The 25,965-nt window shown below is 49.4% G+C and carries 24 protein-coding genes; 6 read left to right on the forward strand and 18 right to left on the reverse strand.

Annotated features, from left to right (window positions below):
- Positions 1 to 71 precede the first annotated feature (71 nt).
- The gene (locus tag ACYVIC_RS13795; RefSeq protein WP_460860838.1) at positions 72 to 1,694 is read left to right on the forward strand and encodes an NAD(P)/FAD-dependent oxidoreductase; all 1,623 of its coding nucleotides are present in this window, start codon (positions 72 to 74) and stop codon (positions 1,692 to 1,694) included.
- Here the strand turns inward: ACYVIC_RS13795 and ACYVIC_RS13800 are convergent.
- The 3 genes from ACYVIC_RS13800 to ACYVIC_RS13810 all read right to left on the reverse strand — a co-directional run bounded on the left by ACYVIC_RS13800 (position 1,691) and on the right by ACYVIC_RS13810 (position 5,435).
- On the reverse strand, positions 1,691 to 3,070 hold the full coding sequence (locus ACYVIC_RS13800; RefSeq protein ID WP_460860840.1) for a sensor domain-containing protein: 1,380 nt from the start codon (positions 3,068 to 3,070) through the stop codon (positions 1,691 to 1,693). The genes ACYVIC_RS13795 and ACYVIC_RS13800 overlap by 4 nt on opposite strands.
- Positions 3,071 to 3,220: 150 nt before the next feature.
- On the reverse strand, positions 3,221 to 4,774 hold the full coding sequence (locus ACYVIC_RS13805; RefSeq protein ID WP_460860842.1) for a GMC family oxidoreductase N-terminal domain-containing protein: 1,554 nt from the start codon (positions 4,772 to 4,774) through the stop codon (positions 3,221 to 3,223).
- A gap of 157 nt (positions 4,775 to 4,931) precedes the next feature.
- Positions 4,932 to 5,435: a hypothetical protein gene (locus ACYVIC_RS13810; protein WP_460860843.1), complete on the reverse strand. Its 504-nt coding sequence runs from the start codon at positions 5,433 to 5,435 to the stop codon at positions 4,932 to 4,934.
- 52 nt (positions 5,436 to 5,487) lie between these two features.
- Between ACYVIC_RS13810 and ACYVIC_RS13815 the strand changes: the two genes are divergently transcribed.
- The 4 genes from ACYVIC_RS13815 (at position 5,488) to ACYVIC_RS13830 (ending at position 9,789) form a co-directional block, all read left to right on the forward strand.
- Positions 5,488 to 6,489, forward strand: coding sequence for a hydrolase (locus ACYVIC_RS13815; RefSeq protein ID WP_460860845.1), 1,002 nt, complete (start codon positions 5,488 to 5,490; stop codon positions 6,487 to 6,489).
- Positions 6,486 to 6,731 carry a YheU family protein gene (locus ACYVIC_RS13820; protein ID WP_460860846.1) on the forward strand — a complete coding sequence of 82 codons (246 nt, stop codon included), beginning with the start codon at positions 6,486 to 6,488 and terminating at the stop codon, positions 6,729 to 6,731. Before ACYVIC_RS13815 ends, ACYVIC_RS13820 begins: the two co-directional genes overlap by 4 nt.
- An 84-nt stretch (positions 6,732 to 6,815) precedes the next feature.
- Positions 6,816 to 8,666, forward strand: coding sequence for a choice-of-anchor I family protein (locus ACYVIC_RS13825; protein ID WP_460860849.1), 1,851 nt, complete (start codon positions 6,816 to 6,818; stop codon positions 8,664 to 8,666).
- Between the two features lie 100 nt (positions 8,667 to 8,766).
- Complete coding sequence (locus tag ACYVIC_RS13830; protein WP_460860850.1) at positions 8,767 to 9,789, forward strand: CNNM domain-containing protein; 1,023 nt, start codon at positions 8,767 to 8,769, stop codon at positions 9,787 to 9,789.
- 68 nt (positions 9,790 to 9,857) lie between these two features.
- Here the strand turns inward: ACYVIC_RS13830 and ACYVIC_RS13835 are convergent, their stop codons facing one another.
- The 4 genes from ACYVIC_RS13835 to nudE all read right to left on the reverse strand — a co-directional run bounded on the left by ACYVIC_RS13835 (position 9,858) and on the right by nudE (position 14,917).
- Positions 9,858 to 11,477, reverse strand: coding sequence for a methyl-accepting chemotaxis protein (locus ACYVIC_RS13835; protein WP_460860852.1), 1,620 nt, complete (start codon positions 11,475 to 11,477; stop codon positions 9,858 to 9,860).
- A 203-nt stretch (positions 11,478 to 11,680) separates the two neighbouring features.
- The gene (gene pckA / locus ACYVIC_RS13840; RefSeq protein WP_460860854.1) at positions 11,681 to 13,279 is read right to left on the reverse strand and encodes a phosphoenolpyruvate carboxykinase (ATP); all 1,599 of its coding nucleotides are present in this window, start codon (positions 13,277 to 13,279) and stop codon (positions 11,681 to 11,683) included.
- Positions 13,280 to 13,509: 230 nt separating this feature from the next.
- Positions 13,510 to 14,340 carry a 3'(2'),5'-bisphosphate nucleotidase CysQ gene (gene cysQ, locus ACYVIC_RS13845; RefSeq protein WP_460860856.1) on the reverse strand — a complete coding sequence of 277 codons (831 nt, stop codon included), beginning with the start codon at positions 14,338 to 14,340 and terminating at the stop codon, positions 13,510 to 13,512.
- Entirely contained in the window at positions 14,318 to 14,917 is a 600-nt protein-coding gene (nudE, locus tag ACYVIC_RS13850) for an ADP compounds hydrolase NudE (protein ID WP_460860858.1), read from the reverse strand. Before nudE ends, cysQ begins: the two co-directional genes overlap by 23 nt.
- A gap of 58 nt (positions 14,918 to 14,975) precedes the next feature.
- Between nudE and yrfG the strand changes: the two genes are divergently transcribed.
- Complete coding sequence (gene yrfG / locus ACYVIC_RS13855) at positions 14,976 to 15,647, forward strand: GMP/IMP nucleotidase (RefSeq protein WP_460860860.1); 672 nt, start codon at positions 14,976 to 14,978, stop codon at positions 15,645 to 15,647.
- A 17-nt stretch (positions 15,648 to 15,664) separates the two neighbouring features.
- Here yrfG and ACYVIC_RS13860 read toward each other — a convergent pair whose 3' ends face one another.
- Genes ACYVIC_RS13860 through gspD form a run of 11 tightly spaced genes read right to left on the reverse strand, consistent with a single transcriptional unit; the run spans position 15,665 to position 25,946 of the window.
- Positions 15,665 to 16,408, reverse strand: coding sequence for a type II secretion system protein N (locus tag ACYVIC_RS13860; protein WP_460860862.1), 744 nt, complete (start codon positions 16,406 to 16,408; stop codon positions 15,665 to 15,667).
- A gap of 9 nt (positions 16,409 to 16,417) precedes the next feature.
- Positions 16,418 to 16,894, reverse strand: a complete 477-nt coding sequence (gene gspM / locus ACYVIC_RS13865) for a type II secretion system protein GspM (protein ID WP_460860864.1) — start codon at positions 16,892 to 16,894, stop codon at positions 16,418 to 16,420.
- Positions 16,891 to 18,075 (reverse strand): type II secretion system protein GspL, encoded by a 1,185-nt coding sequence (gene gspL / locus ACYVIC_RS13870; protein ID WP_460860865.1) that lies wholly within the window; start codon positions 18,073 to 18,075, stop codon positions 16,891 to 16,893. The genes gspM and gspL overlap by 4 nt, the downstream gene beginning before the upstream one ends.
- Positions 18,072 to 19,061: a type II secretion system minor pseudopilin GspK gene (gene gspK / locus ACYVIC_RS13875; protein WP_460860867.1), complete on the reverse strand. Its 990-nt coding sequence runs from the start codon at positions 19,059 to 19,061 to the stop codon at positions 18,072 to 18,074. Before gspK ends, gspL begins: the two co-directional genes overlap by 4 nt.
- Complete coding sequence (gspJ, locus tag ACYVIC_RS13880) at positions 19,061 to 19,708, reverse strand: type II secretion system minor pseudopilin GspJ (protein WP_460860869.1); 648 nt, start codon at positions 19,706 to 19,708, stop codon at positions 19,061 to 19,063. Before gspJ ends, gspK begins: the two co-directional genes overlap by 1 nt.
- Positions 19,701 to 20,069, reverse strand: coding sequence for a type II secretion system minor pseudopilin GspI (gspI, locus tag ACYVIC_RS13885; protein ID WP_460860870.1), 369 nt, complete (start codon positions 20,067 to 20,069; stop codon positions 19,701 to 19,703). Before gspI ends, gspJ begins: the two co-directional genes overlap by 8 nt.
- Complete coding sequence (gspH, locus tag ACYVIC_RS13890) at positions 20,066 to 20,659, reverse strand: type II secretion system minor pseudopilin GspH (RefSeq protein ID WP_460860872.1); 594 nt, start codon at positions 20,657 to 20,659, stop codon at positions 20,066 to 20,068. The genes gspI and gspH overlap by 4 nt, the downstream gene beginning before the upstream one ends.
- Positions 20,660 to 20,664: 5 nt before the next feature.
- The gene (gspG, locus tag ACYVIC_RS13895) at positions 20,665 to 21,096 is read right to left on the reverse strand and encodes a type II secretion system major pseudopilin GspG (protein WP_460860874.1); all 432 of its coding nucleotides are present in this window, start codon (positions 21,094 to 21,096) and stop codon (positions 20,665 to 20,667) included.
- A gap of 1 nt (position 21,097) precedes the next feature.
- Positions 21,098 to 22,318 (reverse strand): type II secretion system inner membrane protein GspF, encoded by a 1,221-nt coding sequence (gene gspF / locus ACYVIC_RS13900; protein WP_460860876.1) that lies wholly within the window; start codon positions 22,316 to 22,318, stop codon positions 21,098 to 21,100.
- Complete coding sequence (gene gspE / locus ACYVIC_RS13905) at positions 22,318 to 23,826, reverse strand: type II secretion system ATPase GspE (RefSeq protein ID WP_460860878.1); 1,509 nt, start codon at positions 23,824 to 23,826, stop codon at positions 22,318 to 22,320. The genes gspF and gspE overlap by 1 nt, the downstream gene beginning before the upstream one ends.
- Positions 23,826 to 25,946: a type II secretion system secretin GspD gene (gene gspD, locus ACYVIC_RS13910; protein ID WP_460860880.1), complete on the reverse strand. Its 2,121-nt coding sequence runs from the start codon at positions 25,944 to 25,946 to the stop codon at positions 23,826 to 23,828. Before gspD ends, gspE begins: the two co-directional genes overlap by 1 nt.
- Positions 25,947 to 25,965 lie beyond the last annotated feature (19 nt).

Consider the following 25,965-nt stretch of genomic DNA (forward strand, 5'->3'; position numbering starts at 1 on the left):
ACGTAAAATAGTTCTATCTTGTGAGCTGCCAGGAATTAACCTGGCAGCAATGACACCGATACGGAACTCTTATGCTGCGCCTCACCGAAATTAAACTGCCGCTAGACCATGATGAAAATGCGATCAACACCGCTATTCTGCAAAAACTTGAACTAAAACCCGAACAGCTACACAACGTTACGGTATTTAAACGCGGTTTCGACGCGCGAAAAAAAACCGCTATCCAGCTTATATACACGCTGGACATCGAAGTAGATAACGAAGCAGCGTTGCTAAAAAAGTTCGCTAAAGATCAGCATGTTAAACCAACACCTGACACCAGCTATAAGTTTGTTGCTCAAGCACCGGAACAATTAACAGAGCGCCCTATTGTGATTGGTCTTGGCCCCTGCGGTTTATTTGCTGGCTTACTGTTGGCACAAATGGGCTTTAAGCCAATTATCCTCGAGCGCGGTAAAGAAGTGCGGGAGCGAACCAAAGACACCTTTGGTTTTTGGCGTGGTAAAGAACTTAACCCCGAATCAAACGTGCAGTACGGTGAAGGTGGCGCAGGTACCTTTTCTGATGGCAAGCTGTACAGTCAGGTAAAAGATCCGAAGCACTATGGCCGAAAAGTAATGAGTGAATTTGTTGCCGCCGGCGCGCCAGAGGAGATTATGTACGTTAGTAAGCCACATATCGGCACCTTTAAACTGGTAGCGATGGTAGAAAAAATGCGGGCAAAAATTATTGAGCTCGGGGGTGAGATTCGCTTTAGTAGCAGGGTCGATGACTTGCATATCGATAACGGCCAGATCAGCGGATTAACGCTTTCGACCGGCGAGCAGCTGTTTAGCAAGCACGTCGTGTTGGCTGTAGGCCATAGTGCTCGTGATACCTTTCACATGTTGTACGATAAAGGGGTTTATGTTGAAGCTAAGCCGTTCTCGATTGGCTTTCGTATCGAACATGAACAATCGATGATTGACGAATGTCGCTTCGGCCCCAATGCAGGCAACCCAATTTTGGGCGCCGCCGACTACAAACTGGTACACCATTGTAGCAATGGCCGCAGTGTATACAGCTTTTGTATGTGTCCTGGCGGTACCGTAGTAGCTGCTGCCTCTGAAACCGGCGGTGTAGTTACCAACGGTATGAGCCAGTATTCACGCCACGAACGTAACGCCAACAGTGCCATAGTGGTCGGCATAGACCCAGAGCGCGATTACCCCGGCCACCCACTGGCCGGCATTGCCTTACAACGCCAACTGGAGCAACTTGCCTTTAAAGTGGGTGGAGAGAACTACCATGCGCCAGCGCAGCGAATTGGCGATTTTCTGGCAGGTATACCATCGACCGAGCTGGGCGAAGTTAAACCCTCATATACACCCAATATCAGGCTAACCGATTTAGCACAGGTTCTGCCAGAGTTTGCCATTGCCGCCATTCGCGAAGCGATACCTGCCTTTGACAACCAGATTAAAGGTTTTGCCAAAGCTGATGGCTTGCTAACCGGCGTAGAAACCCGCACCTCTTCGCCTATTTGCATTAAACGCGGTGCTGATTATCAAAGCGTCAATATCAAAGGGCTGTATCCTGCAGGGGAAGGAGCTGGCTATGCTGGTGGTATTTTATCGGCCGGTATTGATGGTATTAAGGTAGCCGAGGCAGTGGCATTGTCGATATTGACAAGCAATGTTAGCCTGACACACTAAGCTGTATTTTTCTGCTGCGCAGACTGGTTTAACAACACCCGGTTACCACCCTGTCTTTTTGCGTGGTACATAGCGCTGTCGGCTAAAAGCAGCAGCGCTTTAACATCGGCACCATGTACTGGGTACAAGGCAACACCAATGCTGGGTGATATCTGTAGCAATTGGCCTGCCAATGCAAAGGGTTTATCCAGCGCCAGCCTTACCTTTTCGGATAACAATAAGGCGCTGGCAGCGCTGTCTACCTGCTCAAGCAGAATAACAAACTCATCACCGCCAAACCGCGCTACCGTATCACTGTGGCGCAAACTGGCTACTATACGCTGCGCGGTATGCTGTAATAGTTCATCACCAACATGATGACCATGCTGATCATTAATCTGCTTAAATTTATCCAAATCCAGATATAGCAAGGCAAACTGACCTTGCTCACGATCGGCCCGCGCCAGCGCCAGTTGCAAACGATCGTAGAATAACTCCCGGTTCGGCAGCGCTGTAAGTTGATCGTACAATGCATTGCGCTGCAACCGTTGCAACATCTGCTTACGCTCTATGGCTACCGCTACCTGTACTGATACAAACTCCAGTAATTCAACCTCACTGCTACTGTAAGCACTCGCGGTGACAGTGTTCTGCACCATTAGCGCACCGATAACCTCAGTTTGAGATTTAAGTGGCACACCGAGCCAGTTTATCGCCTGCCCGCCGACCAATTGCTGTAGCTTGGGTGCAAACTCAGCCTGATTGCCGCTGGTAAGTAGTATTGTTTCCGAGCGGCGCATTACTTCGGCACACAGCGCCAGCACATCACAGTGGTTAATGGTTTCCAGCATGACCGGCAATTGCGTATCGTGCGCATAACTTAAGCTGCCATCAGCGGATCCAGGTAACACTATGGCAAATCGGCTCATCGGCATCAGGTCTGCAATAATGCGCTGAATACACTGGTAAAGTGCAGTTAAATTATCACAGGCAAAAGCGGCCTCTGAAATGGCATATAAAGCCGCCTGGCGTGCCTCAATTTTTTTACTGCGGGAGATATCACGCGCTACCGCGACCCGGCGCTTATCGCTGGCCGACCAGCGTGCCGACCACAGCAAATGCACTATTTGGCCATCTTTGCGGATATAACGGTTTTCAAAATCAATTTTCACTGCACCGCCGTTAATCTCTTCAGCTGCTTTTAGCGTACGCTCACGATCATCCGGATGTACCAGCTCAATCATCGGCCGCCCCAGCATTTCAGGCCGCGTATAACCAAAAATACGTTCGGCACCGGCGCTGACAAATTCAAAGCGGCCGAACTTATCTACCACGCAAATGGCATCCAATAGCAGATCAATATAGTTACTTAGCGCTTTATAGCTATCTGTTGTCATGTGCCGGCGCAACATTACGCAAAATTTTTATCAACCTTAGCACGGCTTTGGCCGGTTAGCAGGCAGTATGTGCTGATTTTCAGCAAAAAATCAGTCCGTTTTGAGCTAAGCTGCATTGAAAAACAACGCCGCAAAAAATGACATCCAAAGTTATATGCTGCTGAGTTCAGCTGCAAGCTGTTGGCAATTACGCCATACCAGCGCATAAATAGTTAATTGCGGGTTAGCGCCCAGGCTGGTCGGTAATATCGAGCCGTCAAACACAGATAGATTACGCAGTTGATGGTGGCGACCGTTTTGGTTGACCACGCCTTTGGTTGGGCTGGCACTCATATTGCAACCACCCATAACATGGGCTGACACCACAGTTTGACGCAGTTTATGCATCGATAACTGCTTTATTGCCGCTTCAGCCTCTGGCCAGCTGCTATACAATTTGGCATCGTGGTGAATTGGCAATACCTGCTTAGCACCTGCGGCAAACTGCAACTGCGCCATCGCCAACAGCGCCTGGCGCATGCCCTGCCATAAATAATCTGTAATCGGGTAATCCAGCACCGGTTGGCCGGCATCATCCAGTTGCACTGTGCCGCCCTGACTGTGCGGATGAAAACCATCGCGCAGCAGCGCGATAGTCACCTGCAACTTGTTAAATTGCTGCATTAAGGCAGCATGCTGCCCGCCGGTGCCGGTTAGCTTTGTGGCCATTAACACCGGGTGCAGTGGCGGCACTTCCAGTTTAAAACCCGGTTGCATGCCTGCAGGCCAGACAAACTGATCGGAATAAATTGACTGCGGCGCGCCACTGTGGCCGTTGATAGCCTCATCGAATATGGCGCCAGAAATCACTGTTGGGTGTAAATAGGTATGTTTACCCAAGCGTCCAGACGGGTTAGGCACTTTTGAGCGCAGCAGCAATGCCGGTGAACCAATAGCGCCAGCGGCGACAATATAGTGTTTTGCTGTAATACGGATACGAATATCGCTACGTGGCTGAAAGTGCTGATCAACCGGCACGGCCGTGATGCTGGAAATACTATCGTCCTGCCAATGCAGCTGGCGCACCGAAATCCGCGAAATTAACGTGGCGCCCAATACCATCGCCGCCGGTATAGTACTTACCAGCATCGACTGCTTGGCGTTAATCGGGCAGCCCATACCGCAGTAGCCTAAATTGGCGCAACCATTAACGTTTCGGTTAATTACCGTGTACTGCCAGCCCAGTTTTTCACAGCCCTGCTGCAACTTAGCATTATTGGCATTGGGCGGTATTGGCCACTGATGAATATGCAGCTGCTGTTCGGCGTTAACAAAATAAGGCGTTAAGTCGTTATCGCCGCTAAAGTTGAGGCCAAACTCTTGCTGCCAGTAATCCAGCGTTGGTTTGGGCGTACGGATAGAGGTAGTCCAGTTTACTGTGGTCGAGCCGCCGACGGTACGGCCCTGGAGAATGCCAATCGCCTGATCGCGGGTCTTACGCGCGGCACCTTCCTGATATAGCTGCGGGTAAGCCCAACGCTCTTGCATAACAAAATCATCGCGGGTGTAGTAAGCACCTTCTTCCAGCAGCATTACATTAAAGCCCACCTGCGCCAATTGCTCAGCAGCGATACCACCACCGGCACCCGAGCCGATAATCACGATATCGGTGTCAAACTGCATATCTTGCGTAAATTGGCTGGCATCTAAATGGTTAGCTGGCATGTTGTAATCTCTTTATCTGCGATAACTGAAACGGCCCATCCGCGACGGTACAAGGTGTCCGCACGCAGCAGCGGCAGGGATGCCGCGCAGGCTGAGACAGCACAGGGACGTGCTGTCGAAGGCGGCGAAGTGTGGATTTCCTTGTACCTGAGCCATATCAGCGAAACCTCGGCGCGGTATAAGCCAGCGCTTGCCAGTGCTCGCTTTGACCATAATAGGCGCCATATAACAGCTCGCGCAGGCCATGGTAGGCTTGTTGCAATAGCGCCAGGTAACTGTCGCGCCACTGGCTTAGCAATTGCAGCCGCTGAGCAATACTAAGCTCCGGTAGGCTGCTAAGATGACCGCTCAGGCCAAGCAGGCTGATCCGGTTAGCCAGCAGATTAAACAACTGGTGTAGTTCCTGCTGCTGGCGCAGTGGTAAAAACGGCATAAAATCGCTGATGGCGGTTTTCGTGCGCTCAAGCCCGGCTGCAGCCATGGTCGCATCTTGTGGTAAAGCACCGTACAATAGCGCCGGTAACAACGCCGATAACACCAGATCGCGATTGCTGCTATCGGGCGCCAGGCTGTGCTGCCAGCCCCAGATAGCTAAACCACTACCCAGGCTTGCTGCTGCACCTAAGCTAATGCCGGTTAAGATAAATTTGCGCCGATCCATAGTGCCGCACCTGCTGTAAAAGTGAACTCATTGTTTATCAGGATAAACTAATTTGCAAGCCCAGATCAGACCAGTAAGCCAAAGCCCATTTCAGCCTGCCTGGTGGTTAAAGCACGCCCATCTTCAAACCATTTTTGCCAAATATTTAAGCCCGAAACAGCAGGTTAGCACCCTGTCTGAAATGTTTAGCTTACCCGACGGCGATGAAATCCAGCTTAATTGGTTAACCATCGCAGCCACCGACGATAACGCCCCGTTGCTGATTTTACTGCATGGTTTGGCCGGTGATATTAACAGCCACTATATTCAGGCCATGTTGGCACAGTGCCACACACTTAAGTGGCCGGCCGTACTGATGCACTTTCGTGGTTGCAACGGCGCGCCGAATAAATTACCGCGCGCTTATCACAGTGGCGATACCGCAGATGCCGCGTTGGTGATAAGCGAAGTAAAACAGCGTTACCCCAACCGGCCATTAGTGGCAGTGGGTTATTCGCTGGGTGGTAATGTATTGCTGAAATACTGTGGCGAACAGGCCTTACACAATCCGCTGGCTGCTGCAGTCGCAGTATGCCCACCATTATCCTTGGCGGCCTGCGCCAAACGTATTAACAGCGGCGCCAGCAAACTGTATCAGCGTTACTTACTCGACCGGTTAAAACGCAGCACCCTGGCGAAACTGCAGCAATTTAGCGATTTTCCGTTGCCGTTAACGCCACAGCAGGTGCAGGGTTTTAGCAGCATCGAGCAGTTTGACGAGCATTACACCGCGCCGGTGCATGGCTTTGCAAATGCACAGGACTATTACAGCAAAGCAAGCAGTAAAGCATTTTTGCGCCATATCCATATACCTACGTTGATCATCCATGCCAAAGATGACCCATTTTTATCTGACGAAGTGATCCCCAAACCTGATGAACTCAGTCCACATATTCACTATGAGCTGACCAGCGGCGGCGGCCATGTCGGCTTTGTTTATGGTAGTGTGCTAAAACCAAAGTTCTGGCTTAACCAGCGTATTCCACAGTTTATTATTGAGCAGTTAATTAAATGATTATTCCTTATACCGATATCGCAGAAGACACGCTAAACAACCTGATCGAATACTATGTGCTGCGCGAAGGCACAGATTATGGCGAACAGGAAATGGCGATGGCAGAAAAAGTGGCGATGGTACAGCGCCAGTTAAAAAGCGGCGAGGTGGTAATAGTGTATTCAGAGTTGCATGAAAGCATTAACCTGATGCCCAAGCAGCTGTTTTTACAACAACAAGCCGAATCACCTGGCGTGTCATAAAAACATCATTCTGTTTACATTAAAATGTCATGCCAAATGCTGAAACTGGTTTATTAATCTCATAATAAACTCTGGATGTTCAGCATGTTAAAACGCTCACTGCTCGCTTTAAGTATTATTACAGTACTGTCTGGTTGCTCGCTGGACGGTGATGACGGCGCCGTCGGTGCTACTGGCCCAGCCGGGCCAACCGGTAACAGCGGCCAAACTGGTCAACCGGGTAAAAATTTACCACGCGAACTTAATATTGAAGTAGTAGGCCGTTTTAACACCGGCATTTATGGCAAATCTGCCGCCGAAATTGTGCAGTTTCATAAAGCATCAAATTCTGCCTTTGCTGTTAATGCCGCAGAAAACCGTATTGAGGTGATATCGTTAGCCAATCTGCCCATCGCTGCTGTCGGTAACGGTATTACCGACGATAGCTTAAGCTCGGTGCCTTTTACTTTTCCTGACAGCGTAACGCTGAAAAACAGCGATGGTACTGATGTAACTATCGCCCTGGGTGAAGCCAATTCAATTGCCATATTCAACGATATGCTGGCGATAGCAGTAGCCGCGCCGCTGAAAACCAATAATGGCGCAGTGTTGTTTTATAACCTGAATGCTACTGGTGGTGGCAGCTTTGTTAAAGCAGTCGCTGCCGGTGCCTTACCCGACATGGTCACTTTTACCCCAGACGGCAGCATGGTGCTGGTGGCCAACGAAGGTGAACCAGATACCGATTACACCACTGACCCAGAGGGCAGCATTTCGGTGATAAGCCTAACGAACGGCGTACCGGCAGACGTGGCAAAAACGATAAATCTGACCACCGATATCGTGTTTAGCTCTGACTTACTCTCTGCCAGCGACTACAACACTGACGCCAAACGGCGAGCATTGTTGCAAACAGCCGGTGTAAAATTTGCCGGCCCGGTAGGCACTACAGTGGCACAAGATTTAGAGCCGGAGTACATCACTGTCGCCGCAGATAGCAAAAAAGCCTGGGTGTCGCTGCAAGAAGCCAATGCCATTGGCATTATCGATTTAACGGATATGACCATTGAAGTTAAAGCACTGGGGATGAAAGACTGGGGACAGTACCTGATTGATTACACCAACAAAGACGAAGTGGCGTCATTTCGCAAACTGCCGAACGTCTACGGCATGTACCAGCCGGATTCAATTGCCTCTTATCAATGGAATGGCGCGACCTTTATTGTCTCGGCTAATGAAGGCGACTCGCGCGATTGGGATGCTTACTCGGAAGATATCCGCGCTGCCGATATTATCGACCCGGACGAACTTAACAAAACCTTCAGTACAGAATTACAGGCGTTGTACGACGCAACCGGCGGCGATGATGGCTTAGGTCGGTTAAAAGTCACTGCAGCACTGGTCGACCCAGATAACGATGGTGTAGTAGAAAAGCTTTATGCCTATGGTGCGCGCTCGTTTTCAATCTGGGACCAGAACGTCAACATGGTATACGATTCAGGTGATGATTTTGGCCGTATCTCAGCCGCCATTTTGGGTAATAACTTTAACAGCGCTCATACCGAAAACAAAGGTGATAACCGTTCTGACGACAAAGGTGGCGAACCGGAAGCTATTGATGTCGGCACTATCGAAGGCCGCACCTATGCCTTTATTGCTCAGGAGCGTAGCGGTGATCTATTTGTTTATGATGTCACAAACCCATTCCAGGCAACGTTTGTAAGCCATTACATTAACCGCGACTTTGACGTGAATTTCGAGCTAGACGACGACTTAGCCGAGCCGTGCGATACCACTGAAGGTATGGACTGTACCGAGGTGCCTATGGCAGGCGATTTAGGCCCGGAGAGCATTAAGTTTGTGCCGGCCAGCGACAGCCCGAATGGCAACTCATTACTGATTATTGGTAACGAAGTCAGCGGTAACGTAACGGTGTATCAGGTCACTGAGCAGTAATACATCGGTGGCGGGCCGGTTGTATATCGGCTCGCATTCTTGATCCACTCTCAGTATACTGCTGTAGTGTTAGTAAAACGGAGTGTTGTAACCAACCTATATGAGCCTTTTAATTGCCTTTGCTGTTTTGTCAATTGCGGTATCTTTTGTTTGTTCTATTCTCGAAGCTGCCCTGCTATCGATTACCCCTAGTTATATTGCCCAGCAAAAGCTGACCAGGCCTAAGCTGTATGAACAGCTCAAAGTGTTAAAAGATAAGATTGACCAACCTCTGGCGGCCATTCTTACGCTAAACACGGTTGCGCATACTGTAGGTGCAACCGGCGTTGGTGCTCAGGTGACAATCGTATTTGGCAACGGCTATTTGGGTATTACTTCAGCGATCATGACCATTCTTATTCTGGTGCTGTCTGAAATTATGCCGAAAACCATTGGAGCGCGTTACTGGCCAAAACTGGCACCGGTGCTACCTTCGGTGCTTAACGCTATGATCACAATGCTAAAGCCGTTTATCTGGTTATCAGATCAAATTATGAAGCTGTTCGGCGGCGGCCAGCATGAACACGATTTACGCCAGGAAATTAAAGCCCTGACGGTATTAGGCCGCGAGCTAAATAAACTGGATGAAGACGAACAGCGCGTTATTGCCAATATTCTTGATCTGCACGACATTAAAGTGCGCGATATTATGACACCGCGTACCGTATGCGAAACCGCCTCGCCAGAAGAACCATTGGACGCTTTTGCTGAACGGGTCAAAGTAGGCCAGTTCTCGCGCTATCCGGTATTGGATAAAGATGAAGCGCCGCTGGGTATCGCCTTTCGCTACGACATGCTGGATATTACCGACCAGAAAACCGTCGCCGATTTAATGAAACCGGTAAAAGTGATTTCTGACAAGATTAGCGCCGAGCAGCTGATGACGCAGTTGATGCACGAGCGCCAGCATATGTGTTTAGTATACGACGAATACGGCAGCTGGCTGGGCTTAGTGACGATGGAAGACGTGATAGAAACCATTATCGGCCAGCCAATTATGGACGAAACCGATGATATCCCTAATATGCGCCGTTTTGCCAAGCGCCGCTGGGAACATAAACTAAAGCATATGTCTGACGACTGAGTTGCATCACCAAAACAAAACAGGCCGCAATCGCGGCCTGTTCTGTTTTAAGTAAGCAACAGAAAGCGTTACACTTTAAACTTACTGACCAGCGAATTCAGTTCAATTGCCAGGCGGGTTAGTTCACTGGCACTGGCGGTGGTTTGGCTGGAGCCGTCAGCTGTTTGAGCGGCTAAGTCACTGATGGTAACAATATTCCGGTCTATCTCACGTGCTACTTTTGACTGCTCTTCCGCAGCACCGGCAATTACATGGTTCTGATCACTAATCGCCATAATATTCTCGGCTATCAGTTCCAGCGCATCAGCCGCTGACTTCGCCACACTTTGCGCATTGTCAGCATTACCACTAATTAATTGCATGGCATTTACCGCTTCTTTTGCGGAATTTTGCACCTGCTGAATCATCTGCTCAATTTCACCTGTAGACGTTTGCGTACGGTGCGCCAAACTACGTACTTCATCAGCTACCACCGCAAAACCACGGCCGGCTTCACCAGCTCTGGCCGCTTCAATCGCAGCATTTAACGCTAACAAATTGGTTTGATCAGCAACACTGCGGATCACTTCGAGTACCTGATTAATTGATGCTACTTTTTCTGCCAGCGTATTGATAACGTTGGTGCTCTGCCGTACATCCGCATTCATTTTTTCGATTACGCTGCTGGTCTGGGCCACTTTTTGCGTGCCATCTTTGGCCAAATTTGCCGACTGCGATGACGCCTCCGACGTTTGCAATGCAGTACCTGCTACTTCATCTACCGCAGAACTCATTTCGGTAATCGCTGTTGCTGCTTGTTGCACTTCATCGTTCTGCAATTGCAGTGCTTTAGCTGATTCATCGGTGATCACGTTTAATTGCTCTGCCGCCGATGCCAGCTGGCTGGAAGAGCTGGCAATGTGGCCAATAGCATCACGCAACTTTTGCTGCATTTGTTTCAGCGCCTGCGCCAACTCAGTTAATTCATCACGGCCTTCAACTGTTAACGGTTGGGTGAGATCGCCATCTGCGATATAACGTGCTGACTCCACTGCCTGTGCTAAGGGCGAATTAATACTACGAGATATAAGTAACGCAACCAAAATCGCAATAACAACCGAGACAACTATTAAAACAGAAACTGCCCACTTTGCATTATTATATGTTGCTAAAGAATCATTACGTGCCTTTTCGGCTGCATCCGTATTTACTCTTGTCAGATCTTTCAACAAATCGCTAATTTTATCCGCGAGTGGGTTCATCTGATCAAGCAGATCCTGTGCCGCACCAAGCTCCTCTTTCCTTAAAAATTCAAGCGATTTCTGCTGCAAATCGACATACTCAGCATCTACAGATTTAAATTCTTCAAACAACGTTCTTTCTTCAGGCAAAGATATATAAAGAGCATTTTGATTAACGGCTTCAACTTTTCGCTTTGTCAATTCTTCAATTTTTTGAAAAGTTGCTGATTCCTGACTAAGGTCAATTGCCAGCAGCAACCGCAATGTCATCGCTCTAGCTTCAGCTGACAATCCCCTTACTCGGCCAAGAGAATTTATAGATGGCAACAGATTCGTCTCGACAATGTCAGCCTGTGCTCTAACTTTAGTCAAGCTTTGCACACTGAACAAGCCAGTAATGGCCAGTAACAATGCCAGTACGCCAAAAGCGGCCAGTAAACGTTTTTGTATGGTTATAGTTCTTAGCATTAGTTCCTCTGCTGCTGGTTATGACCCTGATAGCTCCGGACAAGTGGCCGCAAGCGGCCAAGCCGGGCAAAACTTGTTTAACTTTAGCCTGTTGCAGACAAGGCTGCCAGCACTGTTTTAATTTTTTACAACAGCATCAATGCGAATTAATTCACAGCAATAAAAAAGGCCGCAGAAGCGACCTTTTTGCCAATAAATATGACTTACAACTGCGGCCCTGCTGCCACCAACGCTTTACCTTCATCGTTATCGGTAAACTTAACAAAGTTATCGACAAAGCGCTTGGCCAGATCTTTGGCTTTAACATCCCAGTCTGCCGTGTTTGCATAGGTGGCACGCGGGTCTAGAATGCCGTCTTCGACATCATGCAAATGCGTCGGAATTGCCAGGTTAAAGTAGGGTAACTGGACGAACTCTGCGTTTTCAATACTGCCATCCAAAATAGCGTCGATAATAGCGCGGGTAGCTTTAATTGAAATACGCTTGCCTGTGCCATTCCAACCAGTATTAACCAAGTAAGCTTCGGCACCGGAATCAGCCATACGCTTGCCCAGCACTTCTGCATACTTAGTTGGGTGCAGGCTTAAAAACGCTGCGCCAAAACAACTGGAGAAGGTGGGCGTTGGCTCAGTAATGCCACGCTCAGTACCTGCCAGCTTAGCGGTAAAGCCAGACAGGAAGTGATACTTGGCTTGCTCTTTAGTTAGCTTAGATACGGGCGGCAATACACCAAAAGCATCAGCAGTTAAAAAGATAACTTTCTTCGCATGGCCAGCTTTTGATATAGGCGTAACAATATTATCGATATGATAAATAGGGTATGACACCCTGGTATTTTCAGTCTTTGAGCCGTCGTTAAAATCGATTTCGCCATCAGGGTGCACAGTGACGTTTTCCAGCAGCGCATCGCGGCGAATAGCATTGTAAATATCCGGTTCGTTCTCTTTTGATAGGCTAATGGTTTTGGCGTAACAACCACCTTCAAAGTTAAACACGCCATCATCGTCCCAACCATGTTCATCGTCACCAATCAGCTGGCGTTTAGGATCGGTAGATAAGGTAGTTTTGCCGGTACCAGACAAGCCAAAGAATACGGCAACATCACCGTCTTTGCCCACGTTAGCCGAACAATGCATTGAAGCAATACCTTGTAATGGCAAAAAGTAGTTCATCATAGAGAACATACCTTTTTTCATTTCACCGCCGTACCAGGTACCGCCAATCAGCTGAATACGCTCGGTCAGGTTAAATGCAACAAAGTTTTCAGAATTAAGACCATGCTTTTGCCAGTCAGGGTTTGTGCATTTGGCGCCATTCATTACGATGAAATCAGGCTTATAGCTTTCCAGCTCGGCATCAGTTGGACGAATAAACATGTTTTTTACAAAGTGTGCCTGCCAGGCCACTTCAGTGATAAACCGCACCGCTAAACGGGTATCAGCATTGGCACCACAGTAGGTGTCTACTACAAACAAGCGTTTGCCAGATAGCTGTGTGGTTACCAGCGCTTTCAAGTCGGCCCAGACAGCTGGCGTAATGGCTTTATTGTCGTTTTTACCTTGATCTGACCACCATACAGTGTCACGGGTGGTGTCGTCACGAACGATATATTTGTCTTTTGGCGAGCGGCCAGTAAAGATACCGGTATCGACTGAAACCGCGCCCAGTTTAGTCAGTTTGCCTTGTTCATAACCATGCAAATCTGCGCGGGTTTCTTCCGCAAACAACAGATCATACGAAGGATTATAAACGATTTCCGTGACATCTGTGATGCCGTATTGGCCCAGATCCAGTTCGGACATGATGTAACTCCTAAGGGTACTGTAGGTAAGGGTGCAGTCTCTGGCGGACTTATCTTTCTGGTGTTTTTGTCACAGTTTCATGTTTTTCGTGCAAAAACCCAGCGCCATAATAGCGTTTTTCCCTGCTAAAAGATAGTTAACAGTGAGTCAGATTTGGCCAAAAACCGCGCCAGCACTGGCATCGGGCAAAGCTATGCAGTTTTTGTAACTAGTTATGAAAGTTTTCAGCTTTAACTGATCAGCTGTCGTTCGGTGCGGCGTGCTTTAATCAACTCAGACCAGGGAACTGTAGTCTGGCCTATCACCATAAAGTCCGGATTTGCCAAAGTATCTCGCTGATTATAGCTAAGCGGCATAAATTCGCTGTCGAGAATTTTACCGCCAGCTTCTTCTACTATTACATGCACGGCACCGGTATCCCACTCTCCTGTTGGCCCCAGCCGTAAATAGCAGTCGGCTTTTCCCTCTGCCACTAAACAGCTTTTCAACGAACAGCTACCCAGTGCGATATAGTCTGCTACGTCGTCAGATTGCAACAGGTCTTGTATTGGCTGCAATGGCTGGCGCCGGCTAATGGCAATTTTTAACCGGCTACCCGGCTGATGCTGGTTTACCTGAATACGATTGATTAGATTGCGCTGTTGCTTAAATGCACCATGGCCTCGGGTGGCGTAATATAATACATCCTCCTTCGGCCAATAAATCACACCTAAAGCCGGCCAACCTCGCTCTACTAATGCAATACTGACAGCAAAATCACCACTTCGGGCAACAAACTCCTGAGTACCATCCATAGGGTCAATCAGCCAGTATCGCGGCCAATCTTGTCTCTGCGCCAACGGCACTAAGTAAGACTCTTCCGAAATCACCGGAATATCCGGCGTAAGTTCAGACAAACAATTGAGGATAATCCGGTTGGCGGCGAGGTCGGCTGAGGTTACCGGGCTTTGATCGGCTTTTTGCTGCTGCTGGAAGTCACCGCTTTGGTACATTTGCCATAAGGTTGCTCCGGCTTCACGCGCCGCCGCTTTGACAGGTTCAAGCAGTTTGCTCAAAAACATCCGGGTTCGCTTCCAAATATTGCTGTGCCAGTAATAATGCCGCCACACTGCGTGCTTCGGTAAAATCTGCCTGCTGCAGTAACGCCGCGCTGTGTTGCCGCGACCAACGAACCAGCTCCAGCGGCTCAGGTTCGTCGCCTTCCAGCCTTTGTTGATATAAATCAAAGGCCAACACTATATGCATTGTAGCATTAAAATAGCCGGGAGCTAATGCCAGTGACTTAAGCTGTACAAAGCGCCCGGCGCCAAAACCGATTTCTTCTTTTAACTCGCGGTTAGCCGCGGTAATAATGTCTTCGCCCGGATCAATTAAACCTTTAGGAAAACCCAACTGGTAATCATGGGTACCGGCGCAGTACTCGCGTACCAGGTAAAAATGCTCCGCATCAGGACAGGCAATAATCATTACCGCGCCGCGGCCACTGCCACGCATGCGCTCGTAAGTACGTAGTTCACCATTGCTAAACCGCAGCTCGAGTTGCTCTATTTTAAACAAACGGCTTTGTGCGACAATGTCACTACTTAGGATCTGTGGCTTTTGTTTATCGGGTTGTTCGTCATCGTGCCGCTGCGTCATGCTGCTACCTCTGGTACAATCCAAGGCCTTACTATAAAACGATTAGCGGGAAAAACCTATGCTGAACTGGGCACAAATTGATACCGTGTTGCTGGATATGGACGGCACCCTGCTCGACCTGCATTTTGATAATTATTTCTGGCTTCAACATTTACCGATGCGCTGGGCCCAGATCAGCGGCATCAGTATCAGCGAAGCCGAGGCACAGTTAAAAGCCGAGTATGCTGAGCTAACCGGCAAACTGGAATGGTATTGTCTGGATTATTGGGGCAAAAGGTTACAACTGCCAATTACTGAGCTAAAACGCGAAGTAATGCATAAAATTGCCATGCGTGCCGATGTGCCGGAATTTCTTACCGCCCTCAAACATAGCGGTCGGCAGATAGCTTTAGTAACCAATGCCCATCCCGATAGCCTATCGTTGAAAATTGAACGCACTGAACTGGCAAACTATATTGATACGCTGATCTCGACGCATGAATTTGGCGTGACCAAAGAAAATTCGGCGCTCTGGCAAAAGTTGCAGCAGCGTCTCGGTTTTAACCCGGAACGTACCTTATTTGTGGATGATAGCCTGCCAATTTTAACAGCAGCACAGGACTACGGCATTAAACACTTATTGGCGGTAGCAAACCCGGATAGCCAGCAATTAAGCAGGCAAATCACAGAGTTTCCGGCTATTACTGATTACAGTGTGCTATTGGATGATATCCGTAACTATCGCAACTAAGTTGGTCAACGTCGAGTTTATAACCGAATAGGATAGCGCCCTTGTACATCGGGCTTGCCTAGGAATTGCATGGCTTGATGCACTTCCTGCGGCATACTGGCATCAGGTTTTAGTGTGCCATTGACCAACAGCTGTTCTGCATTTATCACCGCTTTTACATCAAGCCCCAGCAGGTTATTACTGTCAGTCGTCAGCACCAAAGTACCTTTGTCACAACTGAGCTGACCAAACAAACTTTGCAGCTCCAACCAGGTACCTGTGGGTGTTTGCAACCGGGCATCCTGCCAGCTGGCATTGCCGGTTAAAGTGTCGCAAAGCGGCACTCCTTGTTGATAGACATTAATATCCAGCACCAGCGCGCCAGTGCCATCTACCGGCATTGGCAATGGTAACAAGGGCATCAACTGAGCCACCGGTATGGCCAGCATAGTGTCATTTACAGCTGCACCACTGAAGCCATAGCTGACGACACCTTTAATATAAGGTAATGCCGGGTTTTGCAAACTACCGCTGTGCAGTGCCAATTGCACCTTGCCGGCGAACAGCGCCCAACCACTTAGTGTCCAGCGCAGCCGGTCAAAACGCAATGAGTCATATTGGCCACCACTGACTTCACCCTGCCACAAGGTGCCAGATACCCTGCCCAATTTTAGCTCTGCCGGTATTGGCAACAACTTAACCAGCCAGCTGGCAGGCATCAGTATCAGACTGAACAGCAAATAGCTGGCAATACCAATAAAAATAAGTTTACGTTTCGTCATACTGCCTGCTTACTCCACAACCATACGGCGCACCCGCACCAGACCGGGCGCATCCGCTATCGCCAGGTCTAAATTCACTAACTTTACCCCATGTTGAAATTGCAGTGCATGCAACCAGGTAAGTAAGGCGTCAAAGCTCACATCTTCCAGCACCAGTGTTAACTGGTTATTTTGTGGCTGCATTCTGCTTACCCGAATACTGTTGCTGCGCGCGCTGTTAGTGATGATTTGAGCCACACTACCATCACTGCGGCTAACTTTAGCGTTTTGCGTTAGCTGCGGAGCCAAACGCTGCAGTTGTTCCAGTTGACGTTCTGCCGCCAGGAGCCGTTGTTGCTGCTCGTCCTTGCCCTGATGTAACGGCTGCCACAGCAGCCAGTAAAACGCACCAATCAGTAATACAACCACGGCGGCCACTACCAGCCGTTGCTCACGTTGTTGCAAGCCCAGCCACCAGTTTATAACGTGTTGCTGTAGTTGCTTCATGCTTTACCCCGCATTGCGACACTTCCCTGTACCTTGCCACCATCATTACTCAGCGCGCCTTGTTCTACACTGAAACCTGCTCGCTCAAGTGCGGATTTTAGTTTCTCAAAACTCTGAAAATTATCGCCCTTGGCCTGAAAGCGCAATTCATTGCGCTTTCCATCAAAGCGCAGATTTTCCAGCTTGATATCTGGCACCGCGGCTAACTGCTGCTGCAAGCTATGTAGTAAAGTTAGAAAACCCTGCTCAGCTTCACCGCCGCTTATCGCCAGTTTTTGCTGCAACTGACGATTAAGATTTACCACACGCTCACCGGGGAACATTTGCTGGTACAAGGCCTGAGTTTGCTGTTGTATGGCCTGAACTTCACGTTGTAACTGCCAGTTAGTCAGCGCTATAGACAACAAATACACCAGCAGCGTACAAGACAACAGCAGTGCGCTGGTACGCCATTTATCAAATTTACCAGAGCGTTGCCGCTTAGGTTTATATTCACCCTGCAATAGGTTAAAGCTGGTTTTATCCAATTGGCTGGCTAACAGCGCCAGTGGCAGTTCTGGCTGTGCCAGCTGATGCGGCTGTTGTAATTCAGCTGGCCAGGGGCTGTAACTGTGCAGTACAGGCAAGGCTGCCAATTGCAGATAGTCGCCCCACCAACTTAGATCTACTGCAGCGACCTGCCAACGGCTTTGCTTTAGCAACCACTGTTCATGCAGCTGAATACACGCTGGCAGTTGCTGCTCGGGCAGTAACAGGGCGTCGGGCAGCATGCGGCTGACACTAAAACCAGCCTGCTGCAGCGCATCAAGCCATTGTTGCAGCTTGTCACGCTGGCAAACGGCTACCTGCTGACTGTACTGACCGTCATGTTGCTCAGTAGCACCAATAGCCAAAAACAATTGTTCAATATCTTCAGCCTGCTCTTCTTCTAACATATAGGGCAGTGCCTGCATTAACTGGCGGTTCGGTTTTGCCGGCAGCGCAACTTGTTTTAACTGCACATCTGACGCTGGCACCAAAGCGATTACCGGGCGCTGCCCCAGCCGTTGCGCTAACTTTGGCAGCTCATCAGCGCTGGCCAGCTCGCCGCTGGCGATCACGTCCTGTTGTGCCGACCATACCAACCAGCTAATACTTTGCTGTGGCAGACTGCCCAACCGGATAACTAACTGTTCACTCACCCCTGGCCTCCAAATCGCCGGGCCAATACCCTGACTTGATTATTCTCGTTTATTTTCAGTATTGAGGTTAAAACAAAACCACTGTCCAGATAACCTGCTGTTGCAACCAGCTGAAAACTGTCTGATTTTACTGTAAGCATTGTTTTTGCCTCATCCGGTACTGGTATCGTACTTAGCTGTGTGCTGGCGAATAACTCATCTAAGTTAGCAAACCCTTGCTCGGGCCGATCAGCAATCAGGTCGACAGCAGCCTGTGCGGTTAACTCCGGGATCAGTGCAGCCAGCAATACCGCGTTATCCGCTGTCAGTGTATTAACGTTCAACAGCAAGCGGTTGTCTTCCGGCACTACGCATACGTAAGGCAGCAGCGCCTGATAATCAGCCGGTGATACATCCAGTATAACCCTAAGCTCAGACACACTGGCCATTAGGCTATTAGCGCTGTAATACGGAAAACGTAACGCCGCGTAGTCATCATCTTCAGCACTGCCTGCCGTGTTGAGTAAGCTGTCTTCATCCAGCCAATCTGCTATCCGTGCCGTCAGATACTCTGCAGGCAATGATAACTCAACGGCGGTTAATTCCAACAAGCGGGTAAACGCCTTTTGTGCTGCAGTTTGTTCAACCCGGCCGCCACCTGCCGGTGTAACATTTTGCAATGCGTTTAAATTAAAGCAGCTGCGTAAATCGGTAATTTCGCCAGCTATATCGCCATTATCAACCGGAAAACTGGCCCCCTGCTGCGCCCAATCCTGCGATAGATTTACCGTTTCCTGGCCAGCCAGAGTGCGGGCTAACAACGCCCGGCTAAACTGCTCACCGGCCATGGCATACCAAAAAGCTTGCTGTTGTTGCTGCAGGTTTTGCTGACGCTGCAACTGCAGTTGTAAGCGGCCTGTCATGTCTACCGCGATAACCACCACAATAGAAATGATCATCAATACGGCGAGCAATGCCACACCGCGCTGTGAACCGGCATTGCGCATCAGTTACGACCTCCGCTTGCAGCTTCAGCCGTTACTGCATCAGGCAAAAGCAGTATGCGTTCCAACTTTCCCAGCTGTTCATCAGTCAGCGTTATGCGCACAGCCGCGGGGAAATTTGAATCCTGCCAACGTTCCAACCACTCTTCACCTTGCAGGTAGTGCAGCTCGAACCCACTTAAGCCGTCTAACAACAACTGCACTTTTGGTTCGGTGCCGGTTACCGCATCGGGGTAAAGGGTGAACAAGCGCTGCAAAGTGCCATCCTGCAACCGATAAGCCACAGTCTGAATTTCGCTACGCGGTAAAATCATGCCAGGATTGCGCCAGCCCTGGCGGCTGAAGCTAACACCATGATCTTCACTTTCAAGTAAAAATTTTTCACCAAATAAACGGTTCTTTTGCGCCGCCTCACCATCCAACCTGACATGGCGCACACTGATTTGCATAAAATCGCGCTCTAACATCAGCATGCTGTGCTGCAACTGTGTTAAGCGGTGGTTGCTGTCGCGCGACAACTCATCTGTGCGGCTTACCGTTTGCAATACTGCGACTGACGCCAGCCCCACCAAAGCAAAAATAGCCACAGCCATCAGCATCTCAATAAAGGTAAAACCGTGACACTGTCGCATAGCGAGCGCGTTACGCACTGGGTTTCCCCTTGTAACTGTTCAGCTCAAAAATCACCTGCTGTGGCGACTCTGCCAGACTAACGCTAATTTGTACCTGTCTCAGGTCTTCATCCGGTACTTTAATACGCTGTTGCTGCCACAGCCATTTACGATTGGCCATTTCCAGCTCACCTTGCTGCTTATCTTTACCGGGCCAGTCTTTATCCAACATCGCCAGTTGCATCTGGTTATCCGCAATGTAGCGGGCTATGGTCAGCTCATCCAGTTGTGCCAGATTACGAACATGGGCTGAACTTACCTGCATAATAGCAATACCGGCTGTAGCAAAAATGGCCATAGCTACCAACAGTTCCAGCAAGGTAAAACCGCGATTTCTCATGGCTGCTCTGCCGACACTTCACTGCGCTGAAGCGGAATGCTAAAGTCGGTACTAACGGCGCTGTACAGCGCACTCAGTTCTGATTGTTCGGCAAACACCAGTTTAAACGGGCTAATCTCACCGGATGACAAAATAAACACCTGCGGCAATACAGGGATGTCTTGCTGTTCTTCGGTTTGCTGTTCATCGTCGTCAAGCTGCCATTCCAGTTGCGATAACAAGTTGCCCTCGGCAGCTTCCAACCCGTCTAACTCCAGTGTTATGCTGATATCTTGCGCCACCTTGCGCTGACGCAAGCCTTCAGGCTCTTCTGCTTCCAGCCATTTAGCACTGTCATTATCGTAATATAAAAAGCCATAGCGATCGCCCTGCACATACAAACCCCACTCCTGCTGTTTCAACTGAGCCGTTTCGGCAACATACTGCGTGACTTGCTGAAAGCGCTCCGCTTCATTGGTTAGCTTTTCGTGCCGTGATTCACCACTGAAATTCAGTGTTACCATGGTCGCCAACAAACCGATAAGCAGGATCACCAGCATCAGTTCCAAAAGGGTAAAACCTGCGTTTACTGCCGGGCGGGTTTGCATCATCTACCTTAACGGTTATTCTCTTCGCTATCAGCCCAGTTACCGATATCATCGTCGGTACCTTCAGTACGGTCTGGTCCCTTGCTAAACAAATCAATCTTACCCAGCTGCCCCGGGCTTACCATAATGTAATCTTCGCCCCATGGGTCTTTGGGTAAACGCTTAATAAAACCGCCATCCGGAAACACCCGCGGTGTAGGCTGCGATGTTGGCGCTACCACCAGCGCCTGTAAACCCTGCTCGGTAACTGGATAAAAGCCGTTGCGTAGTTTATACATGTCGAGCGCCGCTTCCAGTTGCTGAATATCTACCATGGCTTTTTGCTGATCTGCCGCTTCTTTGTTTTCTAACAAATTAGGCACAACCATGCTGGCAATGATGCCCAGAATAACAATAACCACCATTACTTCTAACAGCGTAAAACCGGCATTTTTTTTCATTTTATCTTCCTATCATATTATTCAGTTGCAAGATTGGCAGCAAAATAGACAGCACAATCAAAAACACTATTATCGCTAAAATAATCACGATCACCGGTTTAAAAATTTCCAGTGATACCGTCATAGTCATTTCAAATTCACGGTCCAGCGTATTGGCAGCACGCTCCAGCATGCCGTCAAGCTGGCCACTCTTCTCACCGCTGGCGATCATATGCAACATCATCGGCGGAAATAACTTGGTTTGCTCTAACGCGGTGCGCAACGACGTACCTTCCCGCACCCGGGCCGCCGCCTCTGCTACGCTTTGCTTCATATGGCTGTTAGACAAGACATCCGCACTGATACGCATAGCTTCCAACAGCGGTACGCCACTGGCATTAAGAATACTTAAGGTTCGGGCAAAGCGCGCAGTGTTTATGCTGGAGACAATACGGCCGATAATACCAAAACGCAGTAAACGCCGGTCGTAGCTCAAGCGCACCGCCGGGCGTTTTAGTAAATGTTGCCACAGTGACACCGCCAGCACTATAGCCAGTACCAGCCATAAACCATAGCTTTGCACAAATTCACTGGCGCCAATCATAAAGCGGGTTAACGCCGGTAGTTGCTGGCCCATATATTCAAACTGCTCGGTGATTTTCGGCACTACAAACGACAGTAAAATACCAATAATAGCCAGTGCCACCACCACCATCACCACCGGATAAATCGACGCCATCAGAATTTGGTTACGCATGTGCTGGCGCTGTTCGGTGTAATCCGCCAGCCGGTTTAATACCTGATCCAGATGACCGGATTTTTCCCCTGCCGCCACCATCGAGCGAAACAAATGATCAAACACATGCGGAAATTCTGCCAGACCTTCAGCCAGGCTGTAGCCTTCAACTACCTTAGAGCGCACTGTCATCATCATGTTTTTCAGTCGCGGCTTGTCGCATTGCTCAGCCACCGCCAATAAAGCGCTTTCTATTGGCAGTGCGGCTTCAACTAAGGTAGCCAGTTGCCGGGTAAGCAACGCCAGCTCGGCGGCAGAAATTTTACGTTTAAACCATTGTTTGCCGCTGGCCAGCAGTTTTTCCTGTTGTGACGCCAGCGTGACACTTACCGGTGCAAGTTTCTGCTCTCGCAACAAGGCGCGGGCATGACGGGCATTGTCGGCTTCCAGTACGCCTTTTGCCGTTTTACCGCGTGCATCCAGTGCCTGGTATTCAAAGGCTGCCATTACACATCCTCACGTGTTACACGCAGCACTTCTTCCAGGGTGGTTTCACCGCTTAGTACCTTACTAAAACCGTCGGCGCGAATACTGGGGCTGTGCTGGCGTACATATTTTTCAATCGCCTGCTCACCCTTACCATTGTGGATAAGCTCACGAATATGTTCGTCTACCAGCAGCAATTCATGAATACCGGTACGGCCACGGTAACCGGTATTATTACAGTGTTCACAGCCGTTGGCCCGGTATATAACCACATCGTCTTTTTTACTGACGCCAAGCAAGTTGCGCTCTTCTTTGTCGGGTTCATGCGCCGCTTTACAATGCGGGCATAAGGTACGCACCAGACGCTGCGCCAACACGCCAAGTAAGCTGGATGACAGCAAAAAGGCTTCTACCCCCATGTCTTCCAGCCGGGTTATCGCGCCTGACGCTGTATTGGTGTGCAGTGTTGATAGCACCAAATGACCGGTTAAACTGGCTTGCACTGCTATTTGTGCAGTTTCCAGATCGCGGATTTCACCCACCATCACCACATCCGGGTCCTGGCGCAAAATGGCACGCAGGCCACGGGCAAACGTCATGTTTACCTTGGTATTAACCTGGGTTTGGCCGATGCCTTCCAGCTCATATTCAATTGGATCTTCTACAGTGAGAATATTACGGTCTTTAGTGTTTATTTCGGTTAAACCGGCATACAGGGTGGTACTTTTACCCGAGCCGGTAGGGCCGGTTACCAGAATAATGCCGTGCGGCTTTAAAATAAGCTGTGAAAATGCCTGCTGTACCGATAACGTCATGCCCAGGTCGGCCAGGTTAAGATGCGAGTTGTTTTTGTCCAGCAAACGCAGCACTACCCGCTCGCCATGGCTCGACGGCATGGTAGATACACGCACATCTACCGCGCGCCCGGCAATGCGCAGGCTGATACGGCCATCTTGCGGTACACGTTTTTCGGCAATATCCAGCTTGGCCATTACCTTAATACGCGACACCAGCAAGCTGGATAAACGCCGGTTTGGCCGTAATACTTCGCGCAAAATACCGTCAACCCTAAACCGCACTATCAGTGCTTTTTCAAAGGTTTCAACATGAATATCTGAGGCGCCAAGCTTAATCGCCTCGCCCAGCATGGCGTTAATCAGCTTGATAATGGGCGCATCATCTTCATTTTCCAGTAAGTCTTCGCTTTCCTGAATATCGTCAGCCAGTGAGGCTAAATTAACCTCGTTGCCAATATCTTCCATCAGTTGCTGCGCTTCACTGGAATCGCGCTGGTAGCAGGCTTCAAGCAGGGCTTCAAACTCCAGCGCCGACAACCTCGTGATCTGAAATGGCTCGGCCAGCATGCGTCGTACTTCCAGTACCGCAGCCGGGGCTGTAGCGGCATGAATATACAATTGCCAGCCTTGTGCTTGCTGCTGCAGCAAAACGCCATGGCGCTTAGCAAAGCCAAACGGCAGGCGAATGCGATGGCTGGCCGGTTTTACCTGTTCGGTTTCCAGCACGTCCATCAGTCCTGCTTCCCTGATTTAGCAGCATCGGCAACCGGTTGCTTATTGATATACTCATCAAAAGTTGGCGGCAGAGTTAAGGAGTCATCCCACTCTGGCATTACCACCTGTTTGGTATTCGGCATTAAGCGAATACCCTCTTCTTCGCGCTTTAACTGTTCGGCGCGGATAAAGTTGTATTTGGTTTTCGATATACCGGAGATAGCCGACCCTTCGCGCACTATGGTCGCTTTGATAAACACCATCAGATTACGCTTGCGTTTAGTTACACTGGTTGATTTAAACAAATGCCCCAGAACAGGAATGTCGCCAAGCAGCGGTACCTTAGACTCGCTTTCCTGCACGTCTTCATCTATAAGGCCGCCCAGCACCACAGTAGCGCCGTCATCGGCCATCACCGTGGTTTTAATTTCGCGCTTGTTAATGGTGATATCCACTGCAGTAGCGCCGCCAATGCTGGATACTTCCTGCTCAATGGTTAATTGCACCGCATCGCCTTCGTTAATTTGCGGTGTCACTTTTAGCTTAATACCCACTTCCTGGCGCTGTACCTGTTGGAACGGGTTGGTATTATTGGCACCGGTAGTAGAGCCGGTAATCACCGGCACTTCCTGGCCCACCAGGAAAAACGCTTCCTGGTTATCCATGGTAGTAATATGCGGCGTGGCAAGCACATTGGAGTTAGTGCTGGTGCGCACGGCTTGTAAAATAGCAGCCCAGTCGCCGCTATAAAAACCCAACATGGCGCCATTTAAGCCTCTTAGCGCAGTAGCTAACAAATCGTAATTCCGATTGCTATCTGGCGTAGTAGTAGTGATAAGCTCTCCGGTTGCCGGATCTCTGGCTGAAGTAGAAGTACCACGAGTTATTTGCGAAGCCACTGCAGCACCAGCGGCTACATCAATAATAGGGATAGAGTTACCCCCGGAGAAATTGGTACCTCCGCCATTTGCATTTAACCATTGCACGCCGAAATCAGTACCATCACCTTCAAATACTTCGACAATAATGGCCTCGACCAACACCTGGGCACGGCGGATATCGAGCTGGCGTAGCACTTCTTCCAGTGAACGCATCATATCCGGCTGAGCGGTGATCACCAGTGAGTTGCTATCGGCGTGCGCTTCAATGCTAATAGCCCGGCCCTGATTGGCAGCACCACGCGCAGCCTGCCCGGTAGCCGCACTCCCCTGCACTTCAGCCACAATAGAATCACTAACTCCCTTTAATACTGGCACCAGCTCTTCGGCTTTAGCGTACTTTAAATAAAACACCCGGGTATTGCCGCTGGTTTGCAGCTCTGAATCTAGCCGCTTTGCCAGTTCAATTGCGCGTTGCCGTGCTTGCAATTCACCGCTGACAATAACGCTGTTAGTGCGCTCGTCAGCAACAATTTTCGGGATCAGAAAATCTGGCTGTTCACCACGGCCCTGGGTTTTATATATGCTTTCTAAAATACGCACGATCTCAGGCGCCGAAGCATATTGCAGCTTAACAATTTCCAGCTCCTGATCGCCGGCTTTGTCTACGCGCTGAATAATATCAACCAGCCGGTTTACTACGGCAGCAGGGCCGGTCATCATAATCACGTTGGACTGGTCATAGTGCACAACATGGCCGCCACCGGCCTGATTACTAAACTGGCGTAACAAAGGTGATAATTCGCGAACCGACACATTACGCACCTGCACTACCCGGGTCACCATTTCATCACCCTGGCCAGGGTTCTCATCGCTGACTACCGGTATGTTGCTGGTTTTAGCATCTTTGTTGCGCACCACTTTTAAAATGCCGTTGTCCATTTCGACTACGGCAAAGCTATACACTTCCAGCACGTTGAGAAAAAACTGATAGTATTGCTCGGCGTTAAGCATCTCGTAGCTGCGCACATTAATGCGACCACGCACCTGCGGATCGACAATAATGGTTTTTTGCAGGTTCATACCAACGATATTAATAAACTCATTAATGTCGGTACCTTTAAAGTTTGGCGAATACATTACCTCTTCCTGTGCTGCAACAGGTGCAACCGGAATAGCAACGCTGACAGTAAGCGCAGCGGCAACCAGTAAACTGGCCAGCGAGCGGCGGGAAAATAAATTAACTTGCCCTGATTTCATTAATATATAACCAATTCGT

The organism is Rheinheimera gaetbuli, from assembly GCF_054781935.1.

Excerpts from the sequence above, each read along its gene's own strand:
- gspG (WP_460860874.1), bottom strand. The coding sequence starts at position 21,096 with ATGAAAAAAAATGCCGGTTTTACGCTGTTAGAAGTAATGGTGGTTATT.
- gspH (WP_460860872.1), bottom strand. The coding sequence starts at position 20,659 with ATGATGCAAACCCGCCCGGCAGTAAACGCAGGTTTTACCCTTTTGGAA.
- ACYVIC_RS13830 (WP_460860850.1), top strand. The coding sequence starts at position 8,767 with ATGAGCCTTTTAATTGCCTTTGCTGTTTTGTCAATTGCGGTATCTTTT.
- cysQ (WP_460860856.1), bottom strand. The coding sequence starts at position 14,340 with ATGTTTTTGAGCAAACTGCTTGAACCTGTCAAAGCGGCGGCGCGTGAA.
- ACYVIC_RS13835 (WP_460860852.1), bottom strand. The coding sequence starts at position 11,477 with ATGCTAAGAACTATAACCATACAAAAACGTTTACTGGCCGCTTTTGGC.
- ACYVIC_RS13800 (WP_460860840.1), bottom strand. The coding sequence starts at position 3,070 with ATGACAACAGATAGCTATAAAGCGCTAAGTAACTATATTGATCTGCTA.
- ACYVIC_RS13860 (WP_460860862.1), bottom strand. The coding sequence starts at position 16,408 with ATGACGAAACGTAAACTTATTTTTATTGGTATTGCCAGCTATTTGCTG.
- ACYVIC_RS13820 (WP_460860846.1), top strand. The coding sequence starts at position 6,486 with ATGATTATTCCTTATACCGATATCGCAGAAGACACGCTAAACAACCTG.
- ACYVIC_RS13795 (WP_460860838.1), top strand. The coding sequence starts at position 72 with ATGCTGCGCCTCACCGAAATTAAACTGCCGCTAGACCATGATGAAAAT.
- pckA (WP_460860854.1), bottom strand. The coding sequence starts at position 13,279 with ATGTCCGAACTGGATCTGGGCCAATACGGCATCACAGATGTCACGGAA.
- yrfG (WP_460860860.1), top strand. The coding sequence starts at position 14,976 with ATGCTGAACTGGGCACAAATTGATACCGTGTTGCTGGATATGGACGGC.
- gspK (WP_460860867.1), bottom strand. The coding sequence starts at position 19,061 with ATGCGCAATGCCGGTTCACAGCGCGGTGTGGCATTGCTCGCCGTATTG.
- gspM (WP_460860864.1), bottom strand. The coding sequence starts at position 16,894 with ATGAAGCAACTACAGCAACACGTTATAAACTGGTGGCTGGGCTTGCAA.
- ACYVIC_RS13825 (WP_460860849.1), top strand. The coding sequence starts at position 6,816 with ATGTTAAAACGCTCACTGCTCGCTTTAAGTATTATTACAGTACTGTCT.
- gspE (WP_460860878.1), bottom strand. The coding sequence starts at position 23,826 with ATGGACGTGCTGGAAACCGAACAGGTAAAACCGGCCAGCCATCGCATT.
- ACYVIC_RS13805 (WP_460860842.1), bottom strand. The coding sequence starts at position 4,774 with ATGCCAGCTAACCATTTAGATGCCAGCCAATTTACGCAAGATATGCAG.
- gspD (WP_460860880.1), bottom strand. The coding sequence starts at position 25,946 with ATGAAATCAGGGCAAGTTAATTTATTTTCCCGCCGCTCGCTGGCCAGT.
- ACYVIC_RS13810 (WP_460860843.1), bottom strand. The coding sequence starts at position 5,435 with ATGGATCGGCGCAAATTTATCTTAACCGGCATTAGCTTAGGTGCAGCA.
- gspI (WP_460860870.1), bottom strand. The coding sequence starts at position 20,069 with ATGAGAAATCGCGGTTTTACCTTGCTGGAACTGTTGGTAGCTATGGCC.
- nudE (WP_460860858.1), bottom strand. The coding sequence starts at position 14,917 with ATGACGCAGCGGCACGATGACGAACAACCCGATAAACAAAAGCCACAG.
- gspF (WP_460860876.1), bottom strand. The coding sequence starts at position 22,318 with ATGGCAGCCTTTGAATACCAGGCACTGGATGCACGCGGTAAAACGGCA.